General features: G+C 64.1%; 22 protein-coding genes. 13 read left to right on the forward strand and 9 right to left on the reverse strand.

The window, feature by feature from the left end:
- The first annotated feature begins 47 nt into the window (after nucleotides 1-47).
- Nucleotides 48-1,103 carry a 2-oxoacid:ferredoxin oxidoreductase subunit beta gene (locus CT676_RS14510; protein WP_063981419.1) on the forward strand — a complete coding sequence of 352 codons (1,056 nt, stop codon included), beginning with the start codon at nucleotides 48-50 and terminating at the stop codon, nucleotides 1,101-1,103.
- Here CT676_RS14510 and CT676_RS14515 read toward each other — a convergent pair whose 3' ends face one another.
- The 3 genes from CT676_RS14515 to CT676_RS14525 form a co-directional block, all read right to left on the reverse strand.
- Entirely contained in the window at nucleotides 1,104-1,550 is a 447-nt protein-coding gene (locus tag CT676_RS14515; protein WP_063981418.1) for a DUF4399 domain-containing protein, read from the reverse strand.
- A 17-nt stretch (nucleotides 1,551-1,567) separates the two neighbouring features.
- A complete protein-coding gene (locus CT676_RS14520) occupies nucleotides 1,568-3,184 on the reverse strand; it encodes an SUMF1/EgtB/PvdO family nonheme iron enzyme (RefSeq protein ID WP_085405214.1) in 1,617 nt (538 codons plus the stop codon).
- Between the two features lie 262 nt (nucleotides 3,185-3,446).
- Nucleotides 3,447-4,031, reverse strand: coding sequence for an STM3941 family protein (locus CT676_RS14525; RefSeq protein WP_085405216.1), 585 nt, complete (start codon nucleotides 4,029-4,031; stop codon nucleotides 3,447-3,449).
- Between the two features lie 229 nt (nucleotides 4,032-4,260).
- Between CT676_RS14525 and CT676_RS14530 the strand changes: the two genes are divergently transcribed.
- The 5 genes from CT676_RS14530 (at nucleotide 4,261) to CT676_RS14550 (ending at nucleotide 6,405) form a co-directional block, all read left to right on the forward strand.
- Nucleotides 4,261-4,692 (forward strand): DsrE family protein, encoded by a 432-nt coding sequence (locus CT676_RS14530; protein ID WP_244623165.1) that lies wholly within the window; start codon nucleotides 4,261-4,263, stop codon nucleotides 4,690-4,692.
- 255 nt (nucleotides 4,693-4,947) lie between these two features.
- Nucleotides 4,948-5,271: a metalloregulator ArsR/SmtB family transcription factor gene (locus tag CT676_RS14535; RefSeq protein ID WP_028147048.1), complete on the forward strand. Its 324-nt coding sequence runs from the start codon at nucleotides 4,948-4,950 to the stop codon at nucleotides 5,269-5,271.
- The gene (locus tag CT676_RS14540; RefSeq protein ID WP_085405217.1) at nucleotides 5,268-5,699 is read left to right on the forward strand and encodes an SRPBCC domain-containing protein; all 432 of its coding nucleotides are present in this window, start codon (nucleotides 5,268-5,270) and stop codon (nucleotides 5,697-5,699) included. Before CT676_RS14535 ends, CT676_RS14540 begins: the two co-directional genes overlap by 4 nt.
- Nucleotides 5,700-5,743: 44 nt before the next feature.
- Nucleotides 5,744-5,962, forward strand: coding sequence for a hypothetical protein (locus CT676_RS14545; protein ID WP_085405218.1), 219 nt, complete (start codon nucleotides 5,744-5,746; stop codon nucleotides 5,960-5,962).
- A gap of 2 nt (nucleotides 5,963-5,964) precedes the next feature.
- Nucleotides 5,965-6,405, forward strand: a complete 441-nt coding sequence (locus CT676_RS14550; RefSeq protein WP_085405219.1) for a DUF1801 domain-containing protein — start codon at nucleotides 5,965-5,967, stop codon at nucleotides 6,403-6,405.
- A gap of 230 nt (nucleotides 6,406-6,635) precedes the next feature.
- Here the strand turns inward: CT676_RS14550 and CT676_RS14555 are convergent, their stop codons facing one another.
- The 4 genes from CT676_RS14555 to CT676_RS14570 form a co-directional block, all read right to left on the reverse strand.
- A complete protein-coding gene (locus tag CT676_RS14555; RefSeq protein ID WP_028147051.1) occupies nucleotides 6,636-8,171 on the reverse strand; it encodes a SpoVR family protein in 1,536 nt (511 codons plus the stop codon).
- Nucleotides 8,168-9,445 (reverse strand): YeaH/YhbH family protein, encoded by a 1,278-nt coding sequence (locus tag CT676_RS14560; RefSeq protein WP_193560884.1) that lies wholly within the window; start codon nucleotides 9,443-9,445, stop codon nucleotides 8,168-8,170. Before CT676_RS14560 ends, CT676_RS14555 begins: the two co-directional genes overlap by 4 nt.
- Before the next feature lie 28 nt (nucleotides 9,446-9,473).
- Complete coding sequence (locus CT676_RS14565; protein WP_063981411.1) at nucleotides 9,474-11,417, reverse strand: PrkA family serine protein kinase; 1,944 nt, start codon at nucleotides 11,415-11,417, stop codon at nucleotides 9,474-9,476.
- A 299-nt stretch (nucleotides 11,418-11,716) separates the two neighbouring features.
- Complete coding sequence (locus CT676_RS14570) at nucleotides 11,717-12,379, reverse strand: STM3941 family protein (protein WP_085405221.1); 663 nt, start codon at nucleotides 12,377-12,379, stop codon at nucleotides 11,717-11,719.
- A 303-nt stretch (nucleotides 12,380-12,682) separates the two neighbouring features.
- On the opposite strand from CT676_RS14570, the gene CT676_RS14575 reads away from it, so the two are divergent.
- The 6 genes from CT676_RS14575 to CT676_RS14600 are packed head-to-tail and all read left to right on the forward strand — an operon-like array spanning nucleotide 12,683 to nucleotide 20,199.
- The gene (locus CT676_RS14575) at nucleotides 12,683-15,532 is read left to right on the forward strand and encodes a bifunctional transaldolase/phosoglucose isomerase (RefSeq protein WP_085405222.1); all 2,850 of its coding nucleotides are present in this window, start codon (nucleotides 12,683-12,685) and stop codon (nucleotides 15,530-15,532) included.
- A 12-nt stretch (nucleotides 15,533-15,544) separates the two neighbouring features.
- Nucleotides 15,545-16,543 carry a phosphogluconate dehydrogenase (NAD(+)-dependent, decarboxylating) gene (gene gnd / locus CT676_RS14580; protein WP_085405223.1) on the forward strand — a complete coding sequence of 333 codons (999 nt, stop codon included), beginning with the start codon at nucleotides 15,545-15,547 and terminating at the stop codon, nucleotides 16,541-16,543.
- Nucleotides 16,544-16,583: 40 nt separating this feature from the next.
- On the forward strand, nucleotides 16,584-18,095 hold the full coding sequence (gene zwf / locus CT676_RS14585) for a glucose-6-phosphate dehydrogenase (RefSeq protein ID WP_085405224.1): 1,512 nt from the start codon (nucleotides 16,584-16,586) through the stop codon (nucleotides 18,093-18,095).
- The gene (gene pgl, locus CT676_RS14590) at nucleotides 18,095-18,844 is read left to right on the forward strand and encodes a 6-phosphogluconolactonase (RefSeq protein ID WP_085405225.1); all 750 of its coding nucleotides are present in this window, start codon (nucleotides 18,095-18,097) and stop codon (nucleotides 18,842-18,844) included. The genes zwf and pgl overlap by 1 nt, the downstream gene beginning before the upstream one ends.
- Nucleotides 18,831-19,361 (forward strand): gluconokinase, encoded by a 531-nt coding sequence (locus CT676_RS14595; protein WP_135214830.1) that lies wholly within the window; start codon nucleotides 18,831-18,833, stop codon nucleotides 19,359-19,361. The genes pgl and CT676_RS14595 overlap by 14 nt, the downstream gene beginning before the upstream one ends.
- A gap of 25 nt (nucleotides 19,362-19,386) precedes the next feature.
- Nucleotides 19,387-20,199: a Cof-type HAD-IIB family hydrolase gene (locus tag CT676_RS14600; RefSeq protein ID WP_085405226.1), complete on the forward strand. Its 813-nt coding sequence runs from the start codon at nucleotides 19,387-19,389 to the stop codon at nucleotides 20,197-20,199.
- 56 nt (nucleotides 20,200-20,255) lie between these two features.
- Here the strand turns inward: CT676_RS14600 and CT676_RS14605 are convergent, their stop codons facing one another.
- On the reverse strand, nucleotides 20,256-22,058 hold the full coding sequence (locus CT676_RS14605) for a glycoside hydrolase family 15 protein (RefSeq protein ID WP_135214831.1): 1,803 nt from the start codon (nucleotides 22,056-22,058) through the stop codon (nucleotides 20,256-20,258).
- 30 nt (nucleotides 22,059-22,088) lie between these two features.
- Nucleotides 22,089-24,050, reverse strand: coding sequence for a 4-alpha-glucanotransferase (gene malQ, locus CT676_RS14610; protein WP_135214832.1), 1,962 nt, complete (start codon nucleotides 24,048-24,050; stop codon nucleotides 22,089-22,091).
- A gap of 204 nt (nucleotides 24,051-24,254) precedes the next feature.
- Here malQ and CT676_RS14615 point away from each other — a divergent pair, with 204 nt between their 5' ends.
- Nucleotides 24,255-26,201, forward strand: coding sequence for a maltotransferase domain-containing protein (locus tag CT676_RS14615; RefSeq protein ID WP_085405229.1), 1,947 nt, complete (start codon nucleotides 24,255-24,257; stop codon nucleotides 26,199-26,201).
- Nucleotides 26,202-26,207: the final 6 nt, after the last annotated feature.

Below are 26,207 nucleotides of genomic sequence, written 5' to 3' on the forward strand. Positions count from 1 at the left end.
GCCGGGTCAAGCCCGGCCATGACGATGCTGGGACTGCAGGTGCGCGCATGACCTACATTGCAAAGCCGAAATTTCATCATCCGGGCCTCAAGAAGAACGAGCTCGGCTACACGCACCGCGACTACGAGGGCAAGATCTCGACCCTGTGCGCCGGCTGCGGCCACGACTCGATCACGGCCTCGATCATCGAAGCCTGCTACGAGCTCTCGATCGAACCGCATCGGGTCGCGAAGATTTCGGGCATCGGGTGCTCGTCGAAGACGCCGGACTATTTCCTCGGCAACTCGCACGGCTTCAACTCCGTGCACGGCCGCATGCCGTCGGTCTTGACCGGCGCCAACCTCGCCAACCGCGATTTGATCTATCTCGGCGTCTCCGGCGACGGCGATTCCGCCTCGATCGGCTTCGGCCAGTTCGCGCATTCGATCCGGCGCGGCGTCAACATGACCTATATCGTCGAGAACAACGGCGTCTACGGCCTGACCAAGGGCCAGTTCTCGGCGACCGCCGACCGCGGCTCGAAGTCCAAGAAAGGCGTGACCAACACCGACAACGCGATCGACCTCGTCGCGATCGCGCTGCAGCTAGGGGCCACCTTCGTCGCGCGCTCGTTCTCCGGCGACAAGAGCCAGCTGGTGCCGCTGATCGCCGCCGCGATCGGCCACAAGGGCGCATCCTTCATCGACGTCATCAGCCCCTGCATCGCCTTCAACAACCACGCCGGATCGACCAAGAGCTTCGACTATGTGCGGGAGCACAATGACGCCGTGAACCGGCTCGACGTGCTGGTCGGCCGCGATCCCATCGCCGTCGAGTATGCGCCGGGAACGGTGCAGGTGGTCGAGCAGCACGACGGCAGCAAGATCGCGCTGCGCAAGATCGACGCGGATTACGACCCGCACGACCGCCTCGGCGCCCAGACCTTCCTCCAGAAGCACGCCGCCAAGGGCCAGATCGTCACCGGTCTGCTCTACGTCGATCCCGATGCGGAAGACCTGCACACGCATCTCAACACGGTCGAGACGCCGCTCAATACGCTGGAGGCGGACACGCTGTGCCCGGGCTCGGCTGCGCTGGACAAGTTCAACGCCAGCCTGCGGTGATCATCGACCGCGCTCGACCGGCTGCCTGACACGTATGGTGATCTTCTCCGATACGACAGGCGGCTCGAACGGATAGTGCTTCGCGTCGCCCAGCACCAGCTGCAGCGTGTGCATCCCGGGTGGAAGTTCGAGCAAGGTTTCGGTCTGCCCCGCCCCGAAGTGCAGATGCGACTTGTCCTGCGGGATCGGCTCCTTGGGATCGATGGGATCGTTGACGTCGACCAGCAAATGATGATGGCCGGCGTTCTGGTACTCGTCGCCGGCGTGCGTCACGCCCATGTTGCGCAAGCCGAACCGGACCCAGAACCCGCCCCGAACCTTCTGCCCGTCACGCGGGGTGATGAAATAGAGCTTGGCATCCTTAGGAGCGGTCTTGCCCTGCGGATAGGCGACGCCTGGAAGCAATGCGAGCGCCGCCGCCAGGGCGGCGCAACGAATGATCTGCATCGAAATGACTCCACCACTTAAGGACTTAGCGCAACGCGGAATCCATGCGTCGGATAACGAACATTGGTATCGTAGCCATCGCGGTTGGACGGCCTCACATATCTCGAATCGTTCTTCCATGAACCCGAGCGCAGGACATGCGACGAGCAGTCCCCGCCGGTCCATGCCGAGCCGTCACCGGGTGCGCCCTGATAGGTCCTGCGCCAGCAGTCCTCGACCCACTGATCGACACCGCCACCCATATCGTGGAGGCCGAACGGATTCGGCTTGAAGCTGCCGACCTTCGCCGGCTGCTCGGCCGCGAGGTCACCGCAATCCTTGCATCCCGCCACGCCCGGCTGGAGCTTGTCGCCCCACCAATATTTCGTCTGCGTCCCGCCGCGCGCGGCGTATTCCCATTCGGCTTCGCTCGGAAGCCGATACGACTTCTTTGTGGTCCGCGCGAGCCAGGCCGCATATTGCTGCGCGTCGGTCCAGCTCACATTGGTGATCGGCGCATCGTCCTTGCCAATGGCGGTGAAGCCGCACGCCTTTGCAGCCGCGCATTCGTTCCATTCCTGCACGGTCACCGGATATTTGCCGATCGAGAACGGCTTGACCGTGACCTGGTGGACCGGACGTTCGGTCGGGTCGTCATTGCTTCCCATCGCGAAGCTGCCGCCGCGAATGGCGATCATCTCGGGTTCGCGGAACGGCGTGGCCGATGGGCTTGGTGCTGGACTTGACGTCGAAGCACTTGACGCCGAAGCACTTGGCGCGGAAGCACTTGGCGCCGGAGCACTTGGCGCTGAAGCACTTGGCGCCGGAGCGGGCGATGGAGACGATGCCGCCAATGAAGGAGACGGCTGCGGCGTTTGTGTCGCGGCTTCTCGCGGCGCAGGTTGCGGGCTCGGTGATGCGACCGGAGCCGCAGTTGGCGCGGCGGCCTGCTCCTTCACCCTGCCCGACGGCTGCGCCAGCAGATACCACAACACACCGGAAGCGATCACGAGGAGCGTGACGCCCAGAAGGAAGATCAGGGTATTCTCGCGCCGGCCTCGCGTCCTCCCGACCGCATCTGCGTCCGGCAGCACGCGATAGACGCGCACCGGATCGGTGATGTTCTTGACCTTGCGGTCGCCGAGCGACTCATAGCCGCACACCACCTTGTGCTTGATCTGCTCATAGATCGCGCCGGAGATGTAGACCTGACCGGGCTCGGCGATCCCCTCGATGCGCGTGGCGATGTTGACGCCGTCGCCGTAGACGTCGTCCGGCTCCACGATGACGTCACCGAGATTGACGCCAATCCGATATTCGATCCGGGAGTCCTTCGGAAGCGAAGCGTTGCGCCCGACGAGATTCTGCTGAATGACGATGCTGCAGCGAACGGCCTCGACCGGACTGTCGAAGATCGCGATGAAGCCGTCTCCCGTCGTCTTCACCAACGTTCCATGGTGTTCGACGATGCTGGGCTCGATGAGATCCCGCTCGATCCGCTTGACGCGAACATGCGTGCCTTCCTCGTCGGCCTGCATCAAGCGGCTGTAGGAAGCGATGTCACCGACGATGATTGCGGCGAGACGACGAGGCATCGAGCCGTGTGGAGGCGGCTCGTCATGATTTCCGGATCTGAAGTTACGAATCTCGCCCATTGCGGGGAACTCCACAAACGCGGGTGAGCTTACGACATCGAATTTCTGCTGTCTGTGAAGACTATCACATTGATGATCCGCGACAATCTCGCAGAAATCAGCGGCGCCGAGTTCCCGGGCGGAATCGCGGCAAGGATTGAACCTTCGCGGACCGACGGCGGACTAAGGCTCGCGCGACGACCCGGCAGCGCAGCCTATGCCTGCTTCGACCGCCGCTGCGATGCGCGGCATCTTACCCGATGCTGGCGATTCCTCGCCCGCTTCAGCTGACAGCCTCGGGCGCCGGTTCAGGCTCCGGCACGGAGTGGTCCGAAGGGGCCGGTCGTCCGGCGCCCCAATATTGCTTGCAGGTCTCGAGCAATGTCTTGACGTCCATGGTCAGGCCGCCCGCATTGACGATCACGCTGTCAGCGCCAAGCGTCTTGTTCATCAGCGACAAGGCACGCCCCAGGAAGCCCCCGGAGAACCGCCCGGCGACAAGAGGATCGAGCTTGAGCACCACGAACTTCTGCAGGCGCTGCTCCCAGATCTGTATCTTCCGCACGGAGCTCCAGGCGATGGTCTCGTCGGCGAGCCTGAGGTCGCGAATGCCGACACGGCTGATGAAGACGACCGGCGACCTGGCCGAGATCAACCTCCAGAGCATCCTGAAGGTGGCGAGGCCGAAAAACACCGCGCCGACATAGCAGGCGGCGACCTCGAACGTGGTGATGTTCTTGCCTTGCTGCCACATGAATGCGAGCGCAGCGCAGAGCAGCGTCAGCAGCAGACCGGCGCCGAAAAACACCAGCAGCCGTCCCCGGGAATAGCCGATCGTAATGTTGGGCAAGTTCTGACCTACGGACATGTTCGACCGCCACCAGCCTTTTGCAGCAACCCTGGGTTTACGAACGCCCCTTCTCCCGAGTTATTAGGACTGGAACCTTGCGCGAGGCTGCCCACGGGAATGCAAGGCATCGGCACTTGAACGCGCGGCGTTCGGCTTGCGACTAACCGCCAGTCGGCTCTCACCCCCCTCCGATGCGGCCGTCAATGGTTCACGCGCCCGGTGCGATCATGAAAACCGCCGGAGCATCTTGTGGAGCGCCGTCTCGGCCCTGGGCGCGGCGCTTGGCGGCTCCAGCGCGAAGGCCGCGACGGAAGCCGGCGCGGGCGACAAGCTCAAGGTCGTCTATCACCTCAGCGACGCCGAGAGGGTCAATTTCGTGCTCGGCAACATCCAGAACCACATTGACGGCGTCGGCGGCCCCCAACACGTCATCATCGCGCTGGTGATTCACGGGCCGGCGCTGAAGGCGTTTCGCCGGGCACCGGCCAACCCCGACGTCGGCAAGCGCGTCGGCGATTTCTCCAGGGACGGTATCGAGCTCGCGGCGTCCGCCAACACCATGAAGGCGCAGAACGTCACGCTGACGGGTTTGCTGCCGGGCTTCGTCAGCGCGGAGAAGGGCGGCGTGGTCCGCCTGGCCGAGCTCCAGTCGCAGGGTTATCTCTACCTGCGGCCTTAGGGCTGCCCGCGGCGCCGCCACATTCTCCGTCATTGCGAGCCACCGGGTCCGCGCGGAGCGCGGCCCGATGACAGGCTCCGCGAAGCAATCCAGTCCCTCCTCGGAGGCAGACTGGATTGCTTCGTCGCAAGGGCTCCTCGCAATGACGGCGGATAGGGGTGCGTCAGCGAAGCGCCACATCCTTCCATCGCACTTGACTTACCCATAACTCTGCGGTTATGAATTAATCCATAACTTATGGGTTATGGATTTCACATGTCCGCCGCGCACGATCTTCTGTTCAGGACGCTCGCCGATCCGACCCGGAGGGCGATCTTCGAGCGGCTGTGCCGGGAGGGCGAGCAGACGGTCGGGGCACTGACCGCGACTTCAGGCGTTTCCCAGCCGGCGGTCTCAAAACATCTCGGCGCGCTGAAGCAGGCCGGGCTGGTGCGCGACCGCCATGCAGGACGCCAGACCCATTACAGCGCGCAGCCCGGCGCGCTCAATCCGCTGATCGACTGGACCGGCCAGATGGCCGGCTTCTGGCAGAACCGGCTCGATGCTCTCGACGATCTCCTGAAGAGGATGGACCAATGACCGAAGCTGCCGCCGAGATGCGCTCCGTGGTGATCGAGCGCGAATTTGCCTTTCCGGCCGAGCGGATCTGGCGCGCGCTGACGCAGCCGCATCTGATCGAGGAATGGCTGATGAAGAACGACTTCAAGCCGGTCGTCGGTCATCGCTTCAATCTTCGCGGCGAATGGGGCGGCGTGCTGGACTGCGAGGTGCTCACCCTCGAGCCGCAGCGCGCGCTCGCCTATACCTGGAATTTCTCGCATGAGGACGCGGCGTTCGATCTGAAAAGCGTGGTGACCTTCACGCTGACGCCGACGAACGCGGGCACGCATTTGCGCGTCGAGCAGGCGGGCTTCAGCCCGACGCAGAAGCAGGCCTATGGCGGCGCGCATGCCGGCTGGAAGCAGTTTTTCGCCAAGCTGGACGAGGTGCTGGCGCGAGCTGACTAGGTCCGTCGCCGGCCTTCATCCGATCATCTCAAGAGGAGGTTTCATTGACCGGGAATATGTGGGTTCGACAAATCCATCGCTGGCTGTCGCTTGCTTTCACGCTCGCCGTGATCGCGAACATTGTTGCCCTGACGCTGCAAATCCAGGCCACGTGGATCGGGCTGCTGGCATTCGTCCCGCTGATTCCGTTGCTCGCGACCGGGCTCTACATGTTCGCGCTGCCCTATGTCAGCCGTCGCAGCGGCGCGCGGCAAGAGGCGTGATCATGAAGAAGGCTGTGACCGCGAAGACAGGCAGCGCGACCAAGACGGACGGCGCTTCGCCTTCCAGGATGATCGACGGCAGGATCAAGGAGCTCGGCGACTGGCGCGGCGAGATGCTTGGGCGCATCCGCGGCCTGATCAAGGAGGCCGATCCTGACGTCGTCGAGGAATGGAAATGGCGCGGCGTTCCCGTGTGGGAGCACGACGGCATCATCTGCACCGGCGAGACCTACAAGGCCGTCGTGAAGCTGACTTTTGCCAAGGGCGCGGCGCTGGACGACCCGGCCGGCCTGTTCAATTCGAGCCTCGACGGAAACGTGCGCCGCGCGATCGACATTCGCGAAGGCGAAAAGATCAACGAGAAGGCGTTGAAGGCGCTGATCCGCGCGGGGGTGGAGCTGAATGCGTTCAAGAAGAAGCCGGCGAAGAAGCGATCGACTTAGACCACGTCAAGTCGATGCAAATTCTTGGTGACGGCCTGAGCAAGCGCCTCGTCCTTCGAGACGACCGCTCCGCGGTCTCCTCAGGATGAGGCTAAGCAGAAGCGCTGTCTGTCGACATAGCTCCCGCACACTCCGTCCTCATCCTGAGGGCCCGCCAGAGGCGGGCGTCTCGAAGGATGGGCCGCGGGCGAGCTACCGCCACGTCGATGTTCTAGCAGCTACCAGCCGTCTCAGGCCGCCGCCGGGATCGGGCGCGGGCTCACGACATATTCGCGCAGGACCTTGTCGTTGGCGTCGACCTCGATCAGCGAGACGTCGTAAGTCCAGAGATCGGCAAGGTGCTGGAGCACGCGCTTGGCGTCGGTCTCGTTGAGCTGCGAGCCCTTGATGACGTGGTGATGCAGGATCAGCCGGCGGTCGCCGGAGAGATCGACGTCGACCACTTCGATATTGGCGTCGATGAAGCCGACATCATGCTGCCGCGCCAGCTCGCGCCGCACCCGGCGGAAGCCGCGATCGTCGTGAATGGCATCGACCCGGATTCCGGCGCGCTCCTCGGGATCGTCGTGCAGGTGGAACATGCGGAAATGCCGCATCAGCTTCGGGCTCAGGAACTGCGCGATGAAGCTTTCATCGCGGTAGTTGGCCCAGACGTCGCGCAGCACGCCCATCACGTCGTTCTTGCCGGCAATGTCGGGGAACCACTCGCGGTCCTCGTCCTCCGGCCGGGTGACGATGCGCTCGATGTCCTGCATCACGGCAAAACCGAGCGCATAGGGATTGAAGCCGGAGAAGCGCGGATCGTCGAATTCGGGCTGGAACACCACGTTGGTGTGCGACTGCAGGAATTCGAGGAAATTGCCGTCGGAGATGCGGCCTTGCTGATGCAGCTTGGTCATGATGCGATAGTGGACGTAGGTCGCCGTCCCCTCGTTCATCACCTTGGTCTGGCTCTGCGGATAGAAATATTGCGCGATGTGGCGGACGATGCGCAAAAGCTCGCGCTGCCAGGGCGCCAGCCGCGGCGCGCTCTTCTCCAGGAAGTAGAGCAGGTTTTCCTGCGGCAGGCCGAGCAGCTTGCGGCGGCGTTCGATGCTGAGCGCGGACCGGGTCTTCGACGCCCCCTTCGGCACGGTGCGCCAGAGGTCGTTGAAGACTTCCTCCTCGTGCTGACGGCGGCGCCCTGCCCGCTTCTCCTCGGCGCGCAGATCCAGCTTCTTCTTGCCGGGATAGCGGTCGATGCCGTGCGACATCAGCGCATGCGCGGCATCGAGCGTGCGCTCGACCTCGACGCGGCCGTAGCGCTCCTCGCAGGTCATCACGTAGTTCTTGGCAAAGTCGAGATAGTCCAGAATGCCGTCGGCGTCGGTCCACTGCTTGAACAGATAGTTGTTCTTGAAGAAGTGGTTGTGGCCGAAGGCGGCGTGGGCGATCACCAGCGTCTGCATCGTCGCCGTGTTCTCCTCCATCAGATAGGAGATGCAGGGCGAGGAGTTGATCACGATCTCATAGGCAAGCCCCATCAGGCCCTTGCGGTACGAGGCCTCGTGGAACGCGAAGTGCTTGCCGAACGACCAGTGCTTGTAGAACAGCGGCATGCCGACGGACGAGTAGGCATCCAGCATCTGCTCGGCGGTGATGACCTCGATCTGGTTCGGATAGACGTCGAGCCCGAGATCCTTCGTCGCCACCTCCTCGCAGGCATCGGTGATGCGCTGCAAGGTGTGGAAATCCCAATCGGCGCCTTCGAACAAGCGTTCCGTCATGGAGCGGCTTTCTCCTGGGAGTTTTCGCGGCGCTGGAACAGATCGTGGAACACCGGGAAGATCTCGCTGCGCTCGCTGACCTTGCGCATCGAGAGCGGTGCGCCGCTGTTGCGCAGGCGGTCGTAGAGGGTCCAGAGTGAGGAGTCGGAGAGATCGAAGGCGCTGCCGCCGGACTCCCCGACCTCGAGATAGGCAAAGAACTGGCAGACCGGCAGGATCTTGTCGGTCAGCAGCATGCCCGTGAGCTCGCCGTCGGAATAGGAATTGTCGCCGTCGGAGGCTTGCGCGGCGTAGATGTTCCAGTCCGCCGGGTTGAAGCGCTCGCGCACGATCTCATGCATGGCGTGGAGCGCGCTGGAGACCAGCGTGCCGCCCGAGGCCGGACCGTAGAAGAAGGTCTGCTCGTCCACCTCCTCGGCGCGGTCGGTGTGGCGGATGAAGACGATCTCGACATGCTTGTAGCGCCGCTTCAGGAACACGTAGAGCAGCATGTAGAAGCGCTTGGCGAGATCCTTCATGTGCTCGGACATCGAGCCGGAGACGTCCATCAGGCAGAACATCACCGCCTGCGCCACCGGCCGCGGCACCTTCTCGTAGCGGCGGTAGCGGATATCGAGCGGATCGACGAAGGGAATGCGCTTGGTCCTCGCCTTCAGCCTTTCGAGCTCGGCGAGCAGCACCACACGCTCGTCCTCGTCGGTGCACGCCGCGATCGCGGCTTCCAGCTCCTCGATCTCCTCCTTGCGGGGACGCTTGAGCGCGATGCGCCGCGCCAGCGCGAGCTTCACCGTCCGGCTGACCGAGATGTTGGCGGGCGAGCCGGACGTGGTGTAGCCGGCGCGCTGGATGCCCTCGCTCTCGGTCTGCGCGATCTTGCGCTTGGCAAGATCCGGCAGCTCGAGGTCGTCGAGGAACAGATCCACGAACTCGTCGCGGGAGAGGACGAAGCGGAACGCGTCCTCGCTGTCGCCTTCGCCGGGACCGGAATCCTTGGCGCTGCCCTGGCCGGATCGCTGGAGGTAATCGCCCTCGATGAACTTCTTGTTCCCGGGCAACACCATGTCGCGCGTTCCGCCTTCACGGCGGAAACGCGGCTCGTGCATGCCGTCGAGCGGTATCGTGACCTCACCACCCTCCAGGACGTCCTTGATGTCGCGTTCCTGCGAGGTCTTCTTGACGGCGCCCTGCACCAGGGATTTGGCCCGACGCAAGAACCGCTGCCGGTTCTCAAGACTCTTGCCGCCTGGATTCAGGCGCCTGTCAATAATGTGAATGGGCACTTTTCCATCCGCTCCATCCGCCTCAACCGGCCTGCTTCACACGCATGTACCATTCGACGAGCCGGCGAACCTGACGCTCGGTGTAGCCGCGCTCCACCATGCGTGCGACGAACTCGCCGTGCTTCTTCTCCGTCTCGCCGTCCTTCTTCGACCCGAAGGAGATGACCGGAAGCAGGTCCTCGACCTGCGAGAATATCCGCTTTTCGATCACGTCGCGAATCTTCTCGTAGGAAATCCAGGTCGGATTCTTGCCTCCGTTCTGGGCCCGCGACCGTAACGAGAATTTGACCACCTCGTTGCGGAAGTCCTTCGGGTTGGCGATACCCGCCGGCTTCTCGATTTTGGTCAGTTCCTGGTTCAAAAGCTCGCGATCGAGCAGCTGGCCGGTGTCGGCATCCTTGAAGTCCTGATCCTCGATCCAGGCATCAGCGTAGTCGACGTAGCGATCGAACAGATTCTGGCCGTAATCCGAGTAGGATTCGAGATAGGCCTTCTGGATCTCGTTGCCGATGAACTCGGCGTAGCGTGGCGCCAGGTCCGCCTTGATGAATTCGAGATAGCGCTTCTCGACTTCCTCCGGGAGCTGCTCGCGGCGGATCGACTGCTCCAGCGCGTACATCAGATGCACGGCGTCGGCAGCGACTTCCTGCGGATCGTGGTTGAAGGTCGCAGCCAGGATCTTGAAGGCAAATCGGGTGGAGACGCCGTCCATGCCCTCGTCGACGCCGGCGGCATCGCGATATTCCTGGACGCTCCGTGCCTTCGGATCGGATTCCTTCAGGCTCTCGCCGTCATAGACCCGCATCTTGCCGAACAGCGTGGAGTTCTCATGCTTGCGCAGGCGCGACATCACCGAGAACCGCGCCAACGTCTCCAGGGTCGAGGGTGCGCACGGCGCGGCCGCCAGCTCCGAGCCCTGGATCAGCTTTTCGTAGATCTTCTGCTCTTCGGTGGCCCGGAGGCAGTACGGCACCTTGATCACGCAGATGCGGTCGATGAAGGCCTCGTTGTTCTTGTTGGCCTTGAAGCTCGACCACTCGGCTTCGTTCGAGTGCGCGAGGATCACGCCGGTGAACGGGATCGCGCCGATATTCTCGGTGCCGATGTAGTTGCCCTCCTGCGTTGCGGTGAGCAGCGGGTGCAGCATCTTGATCGGCGCCTTGAACATCTCGACGAATTCAAGGATGCCCTGGTTGGCGCGATTGAGGCCGCCCGAATAGCTGTAGGCGTCGGGATCGTTCTGCGCGTAGGTCTCGAGCTTGCGGATATCGACCTTGCCGACCAGCGAGGAGATGTCCTGGTTGTTCTCGTCACCAGGCTCGGTCTTGGAGACCGCGATCTGGCGCAGCCGCGACGGCTGGATTTTTGCGACTCTGAACTGAGAAATGTCGCCGCCGAAGGCTTCCAGCCGCTTGTAGCACCACGGGCTCATCAGGCCGGTGAGACGCCGGCGCGGAATGCCGTACTTCTCTTCCAGCATCGGTCCGAGATGATCGGGATCGAACAGGCTGAGCGGGCTTTCAAACACCGGGCTCAATTCATCGCCGGCTTTGAGCACGTAGATCGGCTGCACTTCCATCAGCGACTTGAGCCGCTCGGCGAGCGAGGATTTGCCGCCGCCGACCGGGCCGAGCAGATAGAGGATCTGCTTGCGCTCTTCGAGCCCCTGCGCCGCGTGACGGAAGAAACCGACGATGCGCTCGATGGTTTCTTCCATGCCGTAGAAGCCGGCGAAGGCCGGATAGGTCCGGATGGTGCGGTTCAAAAAAATACGGCCAAGGCGTGGGTCCTTGGCCGTGTCAATCGTCTGAGGCTCACCGATCGCTGCTAGCAGTCGTTCGGCCGCGTTCGCGTATTTCATGGGATCGCTTCGACACGATTCCAGATATTCCGCCATCGACATGTCGTGTTGGCTTCTCGCCTCGAACGACTTAGCGAAAGCGTTGAATAGAGAATCGTTATACATGATCCCTCTCCGCGTGAGTTCCGCCACAAGCTGAAACGAAAGCAGTTACCGGACCGTTCCTCAGGCCATTTCGAATCAGCGTGAGCACATGACGATCATTGGACACCCTGGTGCCAACACGACGCAACGCACAACGTAGGCACTCGTTGAGTTACGAACAGGCACATGCCTGTAATTTGTGCGAATCTGTATCTATCTTCGCTCATTTCCAGAAAATGTCACTTGGTCGCAACATCCGGGCATTACCGGGGATGAGCCCATCCGGCACTGCAACATGGAGCGATCTGCGAGCGGCAATCTTATGACGCTTGTACGGCGAAGCCTTGCGTGCCGCGTTCATCTTCCTGCTGCAATGCGGTGCGCGCAGCGCTCGCAGCATGACAATCGCGGCAAGCGCGCAGCAGTGTATCAAAATCGGTCGCCAAACCCTCGGAGCGGATGACAATCCGTTCATTCTGCCGTTCATTCTGCGCACGGGGCACCAAGGTGCTGATGGTGCAGAGCTGCCGCTGCAAGGCCGGCGTCAGCGTCAGCACGATCGCCTTGTGGCCGCGGCCTTCCTCAGCCGAAATCTCCGCAATCGAGTCCCACAGCAGAAATTCGTTGCCGATGCGGAGGTCGCGGATGCCATAGGGGGTGACGATCACCACGGGTCCCCGCTCGGCGGGCAGCAGCCAGATCAGCCGGCCGGTCACCAGGCCGAACAGCACGACGCCGGCATAGCCGACCGTCGTATCGTAGTCGCCCAGACCGTCCCACCAGTCGAAGGCAAGGGTCGCGCTGAACAGGGTCAATGCGAAACCCGCCGCGACCAGCAGCCGCAGCTGGGTCGTACATGGACTGATTTCGAGATCGTGGGTCGCATCGATGCATGCGGCCGGCGCGACCGATTGCGGGCTGTCGGCAACGGCGAGCGTCAGGCGGTCATGATGTGCGTGCATGCTTTTCCCCAGCATGGCCATTCGCGGCCGAGCGACGATCTATCAGGCGGACCGTAATCCGCTGATGACACTCCACGCAGACTGGGCTGACGAGACGAAGCGGCTACGTTGGTAACGAGCCCCTGGCCATTGCTCCGGCCGACGACTTTTTACGCAACACGGCTACTTCCGCCTGGATCGCCATGATCGCGACGGAGTTACACTGGAGGGTAAGACGCCTATCCCCTTGATTGGTTCCCTCCCGGGAGCATGTAGGCTAGAGGATAGCGCGTCAGGACCGGCGCGGAAACCCCTCGCCCGCAGGCTTGGAGATAAATAAACATCATGAATCCCGTCAAAGAACTGGAAAAGCACGGACAAGCCGTCTGGCTGGACTTCCTGGCCCGTGGCTTCATCGCCAAGGGCGACCTGAAGCGGCTGATCGACACCGACGGCGTCAAGGGCGTCACCTCCAACCCGTCGATCTTCGAGAAGGCGATCGGCAGTTCGGACGAGTATGATGCGCCGATCGGCAAGGCGCTGAAGCGCGGCGACCGGACCGTGGCCGACCTGTTCGAGGCCGTCGCGATCGAGGACATCCAGAACGCCGCGGACGTGCTCCGCCCGGTCTATGACCGCCTGAGGGCCGGCGACGGCTATGTCAGCCTGGAAGTTTCGCCCTATCTGGCGATGGACACCGCCGGCACGGTCGCCGAGGCGCGGCGGCTCTGGAAGGATGTCGACCGCAAGAACCTGATGGTGAAGGTGCCGGCGACGCCGGAGGGCCTGCCGGCGATCGAGACGCTGATCGGCGACGGCATCAGCATCAACATCACGCTGTTGTTCGCCAGGGACGTCTACCTCCAGGTCGCCGAGGCCTATCTCGCCGGTCTGGAAAAATACGTCGCCGGCGGCGGCGACCCGTCGCACGTGGCGAGCGTCGCGAGCTTCTTCGTCAGCCGCATCGACTCGGTCGTCGACAAGCAGCTCGACGAGAAGATCGCCCGCGCCAACGATCCATCCGAGAAGGAGCGGCTCGCCGCGCTGAAGGGCAAGGTCGCGATCGCCAACGCCAAGGTCGCCTACCAGGATTACAAGCGCCTGTTTTCCGGCCCGCGCTGGGACAAGCTCGCTGCCAAGGGCGCCAAGCCGCAGCGGATGCTGTGGGCCTCCACCGGCACCAAGAACAAGGACTACAGCGACGTCCTCTATGTCGAGGAGCTGATCGGTCCCGACACCATCAATACCGTGCCGCCGGCGACGCTCGACGCGTTCCGCGACCACGGCAAGCCGCGCGACAGCCTGGAAGAGAACGTCGACGACGCCCGCCGCGTGCTGGAAGAACTGGAACGCTCCGGCGTCTCGCTCGAGGCGATCACCGAGGAGCTCGTCAAGGACGGCGTCAAGCAGTTCGCCGATGCCGCCGACAAGCTCTATGGCGCCGTCGCCCACAAGCGGGCAACCGTGCTCGGGCCCGCGATCGACCACCAGCTTCTCTCGCTCGGCGACGGCCTCGGCAAGGCGGTGGCCAAGAGCACCGAGGAATGGCGCGCCTCGGCAAAGATCCGCAGGTTGTGGCAGCGCGACAAATCGGTCTGGACCGGCACCGATGAGGACAAATGGCTCGGCTGGCTCGACAGCGCGGCGAAGGCCGACGTCGCCGACTACGAGGACTATGCGAGCCGCGTGAAGGGCCAAAAGTTCTCCGATGCCGTCGTGCTCGGCATGGGTGGATCGAGCCTTGGCCCCGAGGTGCTGGCCGAGACTTTTGCGCGGAAGTCCGGCTTCCCGAAATTGCACGTGCTGGATTCCACCGACCCGGCACAGGTCCGGGCAATGGAGGCCAGGATCGACATCGCCAACACCGTGTTCATCGTGTCCAGCAAATCCGGCGGGACCACCGAGCCGAACGCGATGAAGGATTATTTCCACGAACGCGTCGCACAGGCGGTCGGGCCGAAAGTGAAGACCGGCCATCGCTTCATCGCGGTGACCGATCCCGGCTCGTCGCTGGAGAAGGCGGCGAAGAGCCTCAACTACGCCCGCATCTTCCATGGCGAACCCTCGATCGGCGGCCGCTATTCGGTGCTCTCGCCGTTCGGCCTGGTGCCGGCGGCAACCGCGGGCATCGACGTCAAGACGCTGGTCAAACACGCGCTCTCCATGGCCCGCTCCTGCGGACCCGACGTGCCGCCAGGTGAGAACCCGGGCGTCCAGCTCGGCCTTGCCATGGGCCTCGCCGGCCTCGAAGGCCGCGACAAGGTGACGATCCTGTCGTCGAAGAAGATCGCCGATTTCGGCGCCTGGGCCGAACAGCTGATCGCGGAATCGACCGGCAAGGAAGGCAAGGGCCTGATCCCGATCGCCGGCGAACCGCTCGGCGAGCCCGCGCTCTACGGCAACGACCGTTTCTTCATCGACATTCGCACCGAAGGCGAAGCGGACGCCGCGCATGACTCCAAGCTCGCCGCGGTCGAAGCCGCCGGCCATCCCGTCGTGCGCATCGTGATGAAATCGATCGACCATCTCGGTCAGGAGTTCTTCCGCTTCGAGATGGCGACGGCGGTCGCGGGCAGCATCCTCGGCATCAACCCGTTCGACCAGCCGGACGTGGAAGCGGCCAAGATCAAGACCCGCGAGCTCACCGCGTCGTTCGAGAAGACCGGTGCATTACCGGCCGAACAGCCGGTGGTCAGCACCGACGAGGCCGATCTCTACACCGACGAGGCCAACGCCACGGCGCTGCGCGCCGCCGGCGCCAACGGCGACCTCACCTCGTGGCTGAAAGCGCATCTCTCCCGCTCGGGTCATGGCGACTATGTCGCCCTGCTCGGCTACATCGCGCGCGACAAGGCGACGATCGACGCACTCCAGACGATGCGTCTCGAAGTGCGCGAGAAGCGTCACGTCGCGACCTGCGCCGAGTTCGGACCGCGCTTCCTGCATTCGACCGGGCAGGCCTACAAGGGCGGGCCCGACAGCGGCGTGTTTCTCCAGATCACGGCCGACGATGCCAAGGACTTGTCGGTGCCGGGCCAGAAGGCGAGCTTCGGCGTGATCAAGGCCGCGCAGGCGCGCGGCGACTTCGACGTGCTCACCGAGCGCGGCCGGCGCGCGCTCCGGGTCCACCTCAAGGGCGGACTCAAGAAAGGTCTCGCGGCGCTCAACGCGGCGCTTAACGATGCGCTGAACTAAGGGAATCTCTCGATGCAACTCGGCATGATCGGCCTCGGCCGGATGGGCGGCAACATCGTTCGCCGCCTGATGCGCCACGGTCATACGACCGTGGTCTACGACAAGGACACCAAGGCCGTCGCGGGTCTCGCCGCAGACGGCGCACAGGGCTCGGCGACGCTGGAAGAGTTTGTCGCCAAGCTGGAGCGGCCGCGCGCGGCCTGGGTGATGCTGCCGGCCGGCCACATCACCGAGACGACGATCGACACGATTGCAGCCGTGATGCAGGCCGGCGACGTCATCATCGACGGCGGCAACACGTTCTGGCAGGACGACGTCCGCCGCGGCAAGGCGCTGAAGGAGCGCGGCATCCATTATGTCGATGTCGGCACCTCAGGCGGCGTCTGGGGGCTCGACCGCGGCTATTGCATGATGATCGGCGGCGAGAAGCAGGTGGTCGACCGGCTCGATCCGATCTTCGCGGCGCTTGCGCCCGGCGCCGGCGACATTCCGCGCACGGAGGGACGTGAGGGGCGCGATCCCCGCATCGAGCAGGGCTACATCCATGCAGGTCCCGTGGGCGCCGGCCATTTCGTCAAGATGATCCACAACGGCATCGAATACGGCCTGATGCAGGCCTATGCCGAAGGTTTCGACATTCTCAAGAATGCCAACATCGAGGCCTTGCCGGCGGATCATCGCTACGATTTCGACCTTGCCGATATCGCGGAGGTGTGGCGGCGCGGCAGCGTGATCCCGTCCTGGCTGCTCGACCTCACCTCGACGGCGCTCGCCGACAGCCCTGCGCTTGCGGAATATTCCGGCTTCGTCGAGGATTCCGGCGAAGGCCGCTGGACCGTGAATGCGGCGATCGACGAGGCCGTGCCGGCCGAAGTCTTGACCGCGGCCCTCTACACACGTTTCCGTTCCCGCAAGGAACACACCTTCGCCGAAAAAATTCTCTCCGCAATGCGCGCGGGTTTCGGCGGCCACAAGGAGCCGAAGCAGCCGGGCGCTTCGAAACCCAAATAAGAGCCGAAGTAACAAGTAACAGAGCGAAGGCCGATCATTCGTGACAAAAGACCCGCAGGCCAAGCGCAAGCCCGAAAATTGCGCCTTCGTCATCTTTGGCGCGACCGGTGACCTCACCCATCGGCTGGTGATGCCGTCGCTGTACAATCTGGCCGCCGAGCACCTGTTGCCGGAGAAGTTCTGCGTCGTCGGTGTGGCCCGCAACCGCCAGTCGGATGACGAGCTGCGCGACAGCCTGTTGAAGGGGCTGCGCCAGTTCGCAACCCGTCCCGTGGACGACGACATCGCCCGGAAGCTGCTGGAATGCGTGACCTTCGTCGAGGCCGATCCGAAGGATCCCCCGTCCTTCGACCGCTTGCGCGCGCATCTGGATTCGCTGGAATGCGCGCAGGACACCGGCGGTAACCGACTGTTCTATCTGGCAACGCCGCCCGCCGCGTTCGCGCCGACTGCGCGCGAGCTCGGCCGCACCGGCATGATGAAGGAGAACGGCGCCTGGCGTCGGCTCGTAATCGAAAAGCCGTTCGGCACCGATCTCGCGTCAGCCAAGGCGCTGAATGCCGAGCTCTTGAAGATCATGGACGAGCACCAGATCTACCGGATCGATCATTATCTCGGCAAGGAGACGGTGCAGAACATCCTGGTGCTGCGCTTTGCCAACGGCATGTTCGAGCCGATCTGGAATCGCAACCATATCGACCACATCCAGATCACCGTGGAGGAGAAGCTCGGCGTCGGCCATCGCGGCGGCTTCTACGATGCCACCGGCGCACTGCGCGACATGGTGCCGAACCATCTGTTCCAGCTGATGTCGCTGGTCGCGATGGAGCCGCCGGCGCGGTTCGATGCGCATTCCGTGCGCTCCGAAAAGGCCGACGTGCTGACGTCGATCCAGGAGCCGACCCGGGAAGAGGCGCTGAAGAATTCGGTGCGCGCGCAATATCTCGCCGGCCGCATCGGCGACGACGAGATCACGGACTATCGCAAGACCGAGGACGTCAAGCCCGGCAGCACCACCGAGACGTTCGTCGCGCTGAAGCTGATGATCGACAATTGGCGCTGGGCCGGCGTGCCGTTCTATCTGCGCACCGGCAAGGCGCTCGGCCACAAGCGCACGGAAGTGGCGATCAAGTTCAAGCAGGCGCCGCTGTCGATGTTCTCAGGCACGGATGTCGACCGCCTGTCGCAGAACTTCCTCACCATCGGCATCGCGCCGACCGAAACCATCGAGCTGCAGTTCAACGCCAAGATCCCGGGGCCGAGCATCACCATCGACGGCGTCGAGATGAAGTTCAAGTACGGCGACTATTTCCGCGCCGATCCCTCGACCGGCTACGAGACTCTGATCTACGACTGCATGATCGGCGACAACATCCTGTTCCAGCGCGCCGACGGCATCGAGGCCGGATGGCAGGCGGTGCAGCCGTTCCTGGACGCCTGGAAAAGTGAAGGCACCAACGGCATCGAGACCTACTCCGCCGGCAGCGACGGCCCCGCCTGCGCCGATGAGTTGCTCCGGCGCGACGGGCGAAGCTGGCGGAAGTTTACGTGATGGAAGCGGCCGACCAGCCGAAGCTGATCGTCGAGGCCGACGCCGAGGCGCTGGCGCAGGCCGCAGCCGAACGGGTGATGGCGCGGATATCAGCCAATCCCGGGCGGATCGCGATCTGCCTCACCGGCGGCTCCAGCCCGAAAAAGCTCTATCAATTGCTCGGCAGCGACGCGTATCGCGGCAAGATCCCGTGGGACCGCGTGCACTGGTTCATCGGCGACGAGCGTTTCGTGCCTTCGAGCGATCCCCTCAACAACATGGCAGTCGCGCGCGCGACCTTTCTCGACCGCAATGCGCCGTCCGGGCATATTCACCCGATCCCCACCACGGCTGAAAGCCCCGAAGCGGGTGCCGAGGCCTATGCGCGCGAGCTTCAGTCCTTCTACGGCGCCAAAAGCCTCGATCCGGCACGGCCGCTGTTCGACATGGTCCTGATGGGCGCGGGCCCGGACGGCCACACCGCCTCGCTCTTCCCCGGCTACCCCGCGATCGAGGAGACCACACGCTGGGTGGTCGGCGTCCCCAAGGCCAATGTCGCGCCGTTCGTGCCACGGGTCTCGCTGACCCTGCCCGCCTTGGCCTCCTGCCGCGAAATGCTGTTCGAGATTGCCGGGCACGACAAGCAGCCGATCTTGACGCGCCTGCTCAATGGCGAGACTCTGCCGGCTGTACGCGCGCGCTCGAATGGTGAGACCGTCTGGCTGGTCGACCAGGCCGCGCTTCCGGAGGGAATTCGTGGCGGGCGTTGAAGCACCTTGTGCGTTGATCGTGATGGGCGTGTCGGGTTCAGGCAAGAGTACGGTTGCGGAGGCGCTCGGGCAGCGGCTCGGCTGGCGTTTCGAGGACGGCGACAGCTTTCACCCAGCCAGCAATGTCGAGAAGATGCGAGCCGGCCAGCCCCTCACCGACGAGGACCGCTGGCCCTGGCTCAACGCCATCGCCGACGAGATTGCGCGGGTTTGCGATAAAGGCGAGCACGTGATCATCGCCTGCTCGGCGCTGAAGCACACCTATCGCGACGTGCTGCTGCGCGGACGCGACGACGTCCGCTTCGTCTTCCTGAGGGGCACCAGGGAGCTGATCGCCGCCCGCCTCGCGCAACGCAAGGGCCATTTCATGCCGCCCGAACTGCTGACGAGCCAATTCACGACGCTGGAGCCGCCCGAGGCTGGCGAGCACGTCGTCACCGTCTCGATCGATGAATCCGTCGAGGCGATCGTTGACGGCGTGGTCCGGCAATTAAAGCTGAGCGGGGCGAAACGCTGAGGCCGACAAACCCTGAGGTCCTGCCATGACGAAAATCTCACTGGTCGTCTCCGACGTCGACGGCACGCTGCTGACCAAGGACAAGACGCTGACGGAGCGCGCGCAGTCCGCGGTGCAGCGGCTGCACAAGGCCGGGATCGGCTTCACCATCACCTCCAGCCGCCCCGCGATCGGCATGCGGTTCCTGGTCGAGCCGCTGGCGCTCTGGCTGCCGATCGGCCCGTTCAACGGCTCCTCGATCGTCGATCCCGAGATGCATGCGGTCGAGCAGCACCTGATCCCGGCGAGCGCCGCCGAACGGTCCTTGCAGATCCTCCGGGAGTTCGGCGCCGACATCTGGCTCTTCACCACCGACAAATGGCTGATCGACAACCCTGATGGTAAATACGTCGCGCACGAGCAGCACACGATCCGTTCTGATCCCACCATCGTGACGGATTTCTCGCCGTACCTTGCAAGCGCCTGCAAGATCGTCGGTGCCAGCGCCGATGCCGCCGGCCTTGAGCGCTGCGAGAAGGCGATGCAGGAAGCGCTGGGCAGCGCGGCCACCGCGGTGCGCTCGCAGACCTATTATCTCGACATCACCCCGCCCGGCTTCGACAAGGGCACCTTCGTGCAAGCCATGGCCAAGCGCCTTGGGATTTCCACCGACGCGGTCGCCACCATTGGTGACATGCAGAACGACCTTGCGATGTTCCGCGTCAGCGGCACCTCGATCGCCATGGGCAATGCCACCGACAGCGTCAAGGACCAGGCCACCCACGTCACCGCGACCAATGAGCAGGACGGCTTTGCGGAGGCGATGGAGGTGGTTTTGAAGCGGAACGGGGTGGGCTGAGATCTGATGAGATGAGACTCGACTGACGCCGCGACGGAGGTGCGTTCCCTCCCCCCTTACTTCGACCGCTGAACCGCCGGCTTCTCGCTCTCCTGCCTCGCGGCCGAGAGATTGTGCGCGGTGTTGATCAGCGCGATGTGGGTCAAGGCCTGCGGGAAATTGCCGGTCTGGCGTTGGGCGCCTGAATCATATTCTTCGGCCAAGAGGCCGACGTCGTTCGCGATGCCGACCACGCGGTCGAGCAAGGCTTGCGCCTTGTCGAGATCGCCCGCCAGCACATGCGCGTCGGCCAGCCACAGGCTGCACGCCAGGAACGCGCCCTCGATCGGCTGCGTCTCCTCGGACACTTCGCGGGGGTCGTGGCGCAGCACAAAACCGTCGCGCATCATGTGTTTCTCGACGGCGGCGATGGTGCCCCGAATGCGCGGGTCCGATGGCGGCAGGAAGCCGACGGCCGGCAGCAGCAGCACGCTGGCATCGAGCAGCTTTGAACCATAGAAGTCGACGAAGGCATTCTCCTCCGCGTCAAATCCCTTGTTGCAGACATCGCGATGAATGGCTTCGCGCAGGGCACGCCAATGCAGCAGCGGCGCCTTGAAGCCAAAGGTCTCGGCGCTCTTGATGCCGCGGTCGAAGGCGACCCAGGTCATGACCTTGGAGAACACGTAGTGCTTCGGCTGTCCACGCAGCTCCCAGATGCCGTTGTCGGGATGGTCCCAGACCTCGGCGAGATGGTTGAGCACGACGCATTCCAGCGCCCAGGTCGTCTCGTCGTCGAGCTTCAGCTTCGCCATGCGCGACTGGTGGAAGGCGTCGATCAGTTCGCCGTAGACGTCGAGCTGGAGCTGCGCATGCGCGGCGTTGCCGACGCGCACCGGTTGGGCGCCCTCATAACCGTCGAGCCAGCCCGCTTCCCATTCCAGCAGACGCCGCTGGCCCCAGATGCCGTACATGATCTGCATGTCCGCCGGCGAGCCTGCCGCCGCGCGCAGCAGCCAATTGTGCCAGGCCAATGCTTCCTCGGTGTAACCCGAGTTCATCAGCGCCAGCAGCGTGAAGGTCGCATCGCGCAGCCAGCAGAAGCGGTAATCCCAGTTCCTGGCGCCGCCGAGCTTTTCCGGCAACGAGGTGGTGGGCGCCGCGACGATGCCGCCGGTGGGGGCGAAGGTCAGCGCCTTCAGCGTGATCAGCGAGCGTACGATCAGATCGTGATATTCGCCGTCGCGGGTGCAGCGGCTGCACCATTCGTTCCAGAATTTCTCGGTCTCCCGGAAGGCGATCTCCGGATCGATCGGCGCGGGCGGATCGAGATGCGAGGGGCCGTAGGTCAGCACGAACGGCACCGTCTCACCCGCCTTCACATCGAAGTCGGAGACCGTGGTCAGATCCTCGCCGCGGGTCTCCACCGGGGTGCGCAGCACCGTCATGTCCTGGCCGGCGATCGCCAGCAGCGAATGGTCGATGCGTCGCACCCAGGGAATGTCGACGCCGAAGCCGAAGCGGATGACAAGCTCCATCCGCATCTTCACCGTGCCCGTGAGGCCGCGGACCAGCCGCACGATGTCGGAGGCCTTGCCGCGCGGCGGCATGAAGTCGATCAGCGCAACGGCGCCGCTCCTGGTCTCGAAACGCGTTTCGAGGATGAGCGTGTTGCCGAGGTAGCGGCGCGAGATACCGGTGATGTCTTCGCCCGGCGCGATCAGCCAGCGGCCGTTCTTGTGCGTGCCGAGGATCGCGGCAAAGCAGGCATCGGAATCGAAGGCCGGCCAGCACAGCCAGTCGATCGAGCCGTCGCGCCCGACCAGCGCTGCGGTCTCGCAATCGCCGATCAGCGCATAGTCCTCGATCCTCTGAGCCAATGTGTCACGAGCCCCGGAAAATCCGCCGTTTCAACTCCCGCCGGTCAACGAGCGTTCCCGCGTCGCCGCCTTCAAGGCCGTAACATCGACCTTGGCGGCGATCTTGTCGAGCGCCACCGGCAGGCGCTGGCGCCAGTTCGGATGCTCATCGATCGTACCGGGAATGTTGGGCTGGTCAATCACGCCGAGCAGATCCTCCAGCGACACCGCCAGAAGACGCGACGGCGTCCGCGACAGGAAGGCGAGCACCGAATAGAGATCGTTGGCGTTGATGCCGTTCTGGCGCAGGATCTCGTCGAGCCTGCCGAGCGCATCCCAGCGCGCCTGGTCGTTCTCGCCGGGGTCGAGCCCGAGCGAGCGCTTCATCTTGAGATCGCTGAAGGAGCGCCAGCCGGCATAGGTGCACAGATCATGCGTGTTCAGCGTGACCAGCGCGTTGGGCCGGTAATGGTCGGCATTGCGGAAACGGCCGGCATCGTCGCGCTCGAACATCATGACGAGGTAGGACCAGATGCCGAAATCCTGCATGGTCTCGCGGAAACCTTCCGGCACGGTGCCGAGGTCCTCGCCGATCACGATGCATTTGTGCGCCGCGCTCTCGCGCACCACGGCGCCGAGCAGCGCCTCGAACGGCATCTGAACATAGGCGCCGTTGTCCGGCTTGAAGCCGCGCGGCACCAGATACAGCCGCTTCAACCCCAGCACGTGATCGAGCCGGATCGCGCCGGCATGGCGCATCGAGGCGGCCAGCATGTCGGCGAACGGCACGAAGGATTGCGCCTCCAGACCACCGGCATTGAAGCCGGCGAGGCCCCAATCCTGTCCGACGGTGTTGAGCACGTCGGGCGGCGCGCCGACGGCGAGATGGCGCGAAATCGCCATCTGCTCGTTCCAGGCGTCGAAGCCGTTGGACTGCACGCCGACGGCGACGTCGAGATAGAGCCCGACGCGCATGCCGAGCTGGCCGGCCAATTCCTTGGCGGCATGCAATTGGCTATCGGCCGTCCATTGCACGAATTCGACGAACTCGACCTCGCGCTTGTCGGGGCCGTTGCGGAGCTCGGCGCATTTGGCTTCATCCGGCTGCTGCCACTCTTGCGGCCACTCCCACCAAGGCCCGGAGAAGCGATGCCGCAGCACCTCGAAGCAGGCAAAGCGGGACAACAGCGGCGCACGGTCCGCGCAGAAGGCGTCGAATTCCTTGCGGCGCGCCTCGCTCGCGCTCGTCACGAAACTGTTGTAGGCGGCGCGCAGGCCGAGCCATTTCAGCGCCGCCATGTCCGCATAGGGCACGCGATCGCCTTCGCGCAGCCGCGCGGCGGTCGCAGCCGCGTCGGGGACGAGGTCGGCGGAAAATTCCGGGATCGCCTCGACGTCGATATAGAGCGGGTTGAGAAACAGCCGGCTGTTCGGCGAATAAGGGCTGCAATCGGCGGGGTGGTTGTCGAACAGGACATGCAGCGGATTGAGCCCGACGCCATCGGCGCCGAGCTGCCTGGCGAGCCGGACGAGATCGGCGAGGTCGGTGAAATCGCCAATGCCCCAATTGCGGTCCGAGCGGACGCTGTAGAGCTGCACGGCAAGCAGCCAGCCACGGGCGAAATCGCCGCCGAAGGCGCGTTCGGGCGCCACGATCATCGGCACCTCTTCCGCAACACCCTTGGCGTCGGTCAGCGTCAACCGGTGATAACCGAGCGGCAGGCCGGCGGGCCAGGCGATCACGGGCTCGTGGGTCTCGCCTTGCGCGATCACATTGCCGTTTGCGCGCAATGTCCATTGCAGCGGCGGCGCGCCGATTGTCCTCAATTCGGTGCGCGGATGTCCCAGGGCGCGCACCACCACGGGCCCGCCGACGAAGCGGTAAACCCGCTTCTCCGGCAGGGCCTCGAGGATGGATTTGAGGGCCACGGGATCGGTGACCCGCAGCTTTCCGAGGGCATCGACGAATTCGGACTGAACGCCCTTGATCCGGGCTTGAGCTAAAAGATCCATTCGGCACGCAGCTTGCAGGCCGTCATCCGGCCGGGGGCAGGGAATTTAACGAGGTCGTGGAAGAGGTTAGTCAGGGCTAACTCGCAGACCGTGCCTGCCGTTCCCAAGGGAACCAATGACACACAAGCGGCTTTCTATATTGGTATCAAGCGTAGGTTCCCGACAAGGGAAACGGGCTCCTGCTTTCTTGTCAATGGCATCACCGTGAACAAGACAATTCAAACTGTCGAGAGTGCCGCAGCCGGCGGTGCTTTCCTCATCGAAGATATCTATCCCTCGATCGACGGCGGCCGTTTCGCCGTGAAGCGTATTGCGGGTGAACGGGTCGACGTCTGGGCGGACATCTATCGCGACGGCGACGCGGTGATCGGTGCCGCGCTGATCTGGCGAGGAGAGCAGGACCGGGAATGGCGGAGCGAGCCGATGATCCATCACGGCAATGACCGCTGGTCCGGCGCGTTCACCCCCGTTGAGCCCGGCCAATATGTCTATGCGATCGAGGCATGGACCGACGAGTTCGCCACCTGGTCGCACGGGGTTGAGCGCAAGCGGCGCGCCGGCGCGGACGTCAACCTCGATGCGATCGAGGGCGCCGGCCTGCTGACCAAGGCACATGGCGCCCGGCAGGACGCCGCGGCGGTCATCGTGAAGCAATGCGAGGACTATCTTCAGACCGGCGATGTCGGCTCGCTGCTGGCAGCCGATCTCGGCGCGGCCATGGCTGAGAGCCAGTCGCGGCCCGACCTGACCCGCTCGCAGAACTTCCCGCTGATCGTCGACCGCGACAGAGCGCGCTTCGGCGCCTGGTATCAGATGATGCCGCGCAGCCAGGGCCAGAGTCCCGGCCGGCATGGCACGCTGCGTGACTGCATCGCGCGCGTGCCCGACATCGCCGCGATGGGCTTTGACGTGCTCTACTTCACGCCCATCCACCCCATTGGCCGCACCCGCCGCAAGGGCCGCAACAATGCGCCGGTGGCGACCGAAGGCGATCCCGGCTCGCCCTATGCGATCGGCACGGCCGAGGGCGGGCACGATGCACTGCATCCCGAGCTCGGCACGATCGAGGATTTCCGCGCGCTGGTCGCGACCTGTCTCGAATACGGCCTCGAGCTCGCGCTCGACTTCGCCGTGCAATGCTCGCCGGACCATCCCTGGCTGACGCAGCATCCGGAATGGTTCAAATGGCGGCCGGACCGCTCGGTGCGGACGGCGGATGATCCCTATTCGGACATCGTCATCCCCGATTTCGCCTCCGTCGACAGGGCCGGGCTGTGGAACGCGTTTCGCGATGCCATGCTGTTCTGGATCGACCACGGCGTCACCATCTTCGCCATCGACAATCACGACACCGCGCCGCTTCCGTTCTGGGAGTGGCTGATCAGCGACATCCGCCGCCGCCATCCCGAGGTGATCCTGTTCTCCAAGACCTTTGCACGACCGAAGCTGATGCAGGGCCTCGCCAAGCTCGGCTTTGCACAGTCCTTCAGCTATTTCCCCTGGCGCACGGCGAAGTGGGAGCTGGAGCAATATCTGGGCGAGCTGACCCGCTATCCCGAGCGCGATTTCTATCGGGCGAATCTGTTCGTGAGCACGCCCGACCTGCTGCCCTATCATCTCCAGGGCGGCGAGCCCTGGGCGTTCAAGTCGCGGGTCGCGCTGGCCGCGACGCTGTCCGGCAGTTACGGCATCTACAGCGGGTTCGAGCTGCTGGAGCATGACGCGATTCCCGGCCGCGAAGAATATCTCGATTCCGAGAAATACCAGATCAAGCCGCGCGACTGGGACCGGCCCGGCAACATCAAGACCTACATCGCCGCGCTCAATCGCATCCGCAACGATAACGCCGCGCTTCAGCAAACGGAGAATCTGCGCTTCCTCGGCGTCGAGGACGGCGAGACGATCGCCTTTGCCAAGGAGGCGGCCGATCCAGCCAACACCGTCGTCGCGGTCATCGCCCTCTCGGGCCATGTCCGCGAAGTCTGGTTGCCGCTGGGCGACCTCACCATCGACGCCGGCGGCGCACGCCGCCACGTCACCGCACTCGAAAATCTCATCACAGGCGAACTGTCCCGCATCGAATGGGGCGGGATCAGATTATATATCGATCCCGACCGCGACCCGGCGCTGCTGTTCCGCTGCCTGGCGTAAGGATCA

The sequence above is a fragment of the Bradyrhizobium sp. MOS001 genome, from assembly GCF_004634465.1.
Taxonomy (GTDB): domain Bacteria; phylum Pseudomonadota; class Alphaproteobacteria; order Rhizobiales; family Xanthobacteraceae; genus Bradyrhizobium; species Bradyrhizobium barranii.

What these genes read in the sequence shown, in the direction of transcription:
- CT676_RS14550 (WP_085405219.1), top strand. Translation starts at nt 5,965, where the DNA reads ATGAAGAAGGCTGTGACCGCGAAGACAGGCAGCGCGACCAAGACGGAC.
- CT676_RS14525 (WP_085405216.1), bottom strand. Translation starts at nt 4,031, where the DNA reads ATGTCCGTAGGTCAGAACTTGCCCAACATTACGATCGGCTATTCCCGG.
- CT676_RS14515 (WP_063981418.1), bottom strand. Translation starts at nt 1,550, where the DNA reads ATGCAGATCATTCGTTGCGCCGCCCTGGCGGCGGCGCTCGCATTGCTT.
- CT676_RS14575 (WP_085405222.1), top strand. Translation starts at nt 12,683, where the DNA reads ATGAATCCCGTCAAAGAACTGGAAAAGCACGGACAAGCCGTCTGGCTG.
- CT676_RS14520 (WP_085405214.1), bottom strand. Translation starts at nt 3,184, where the DNA reads ATGGGCGAGATTCGTAACTTCAGATCCGGAAATCATGACGAGCCGCCT.
- CT676_RS14510 (WP_063981419.1), top strand. Translation starts at nt 48, where the DNA reads ATGACCTACATTGCAAAGCCGAAATTTCATCATCCGGGCCTCAAGAAG.
- CT676_RS14570 (WP_085405221.1), bottom strand. Translation starts at nt 12,379, where the DNA reads ATGGCCATGCTGGGGAAAAGCATGCACGCACATCATGACCGCCTGACG.
- CT676_RS14565 (WP_063981411.1), bottom strand. Translation starts at nt 11,417, where the DNA reads ATGTATAACGATTCTCTATTCAACGCTTTCGCTAAGTCGTTCGAGGCG.
- CT676_RS14600 (WP_085405226.1), top strand. Translation starts at nt 19,387, where the DNA reads ATGACGAAAATCTCACTGGTCGTCTCCGACGTCGACGGCACGCTGCTG.
- CT676_RS14540 (WP_085405217.1), top strand. Translation starts at nt 5,268, where the DNA reads ATGACCGAAGCTGCCGCCGAGATGCGCTCCGTGGTGATCGAGCGCGAA.
- malQ (WP_135214832.1), bottom strand. Translation starts at nt 24,050, where the DNA reads ATGGATCTTTTAGCTCAAGCCCGGATCAAGGGCGTTCAGTCCGAATTC.
- CT676_RS14555 (WP_028147051.1), bottom strand. Translation starts at nt 8,171, where the DNA reads ATGACGGAACGCTTGTTCGAAGGCGCCGATTGGGATTTCCACACCTTG.
- gnd (WP_085405223.1), top strand. Translation starts at nt 15,545, where the DNA reads ATGCAACTCGGCATGATCGGCCTCGGCCGGATGGGCGGCAACATCGTT.
- pgl (WP_085405225.1), top strand. Translation starts at nt 18,095, where the DNA reads ATGGAAGCGGCCGACCAGCCGAAGCTGATCGTCGAGGCCGACGCCGAG.
- CT676_RS14535 (WP_028147048.1), top strand. Translation starts at nt 4,948, where the DNA reads ATGTCCGCCGCGCACGATCTTCTGTTCAGGACGCTCGCCGATCCGACC.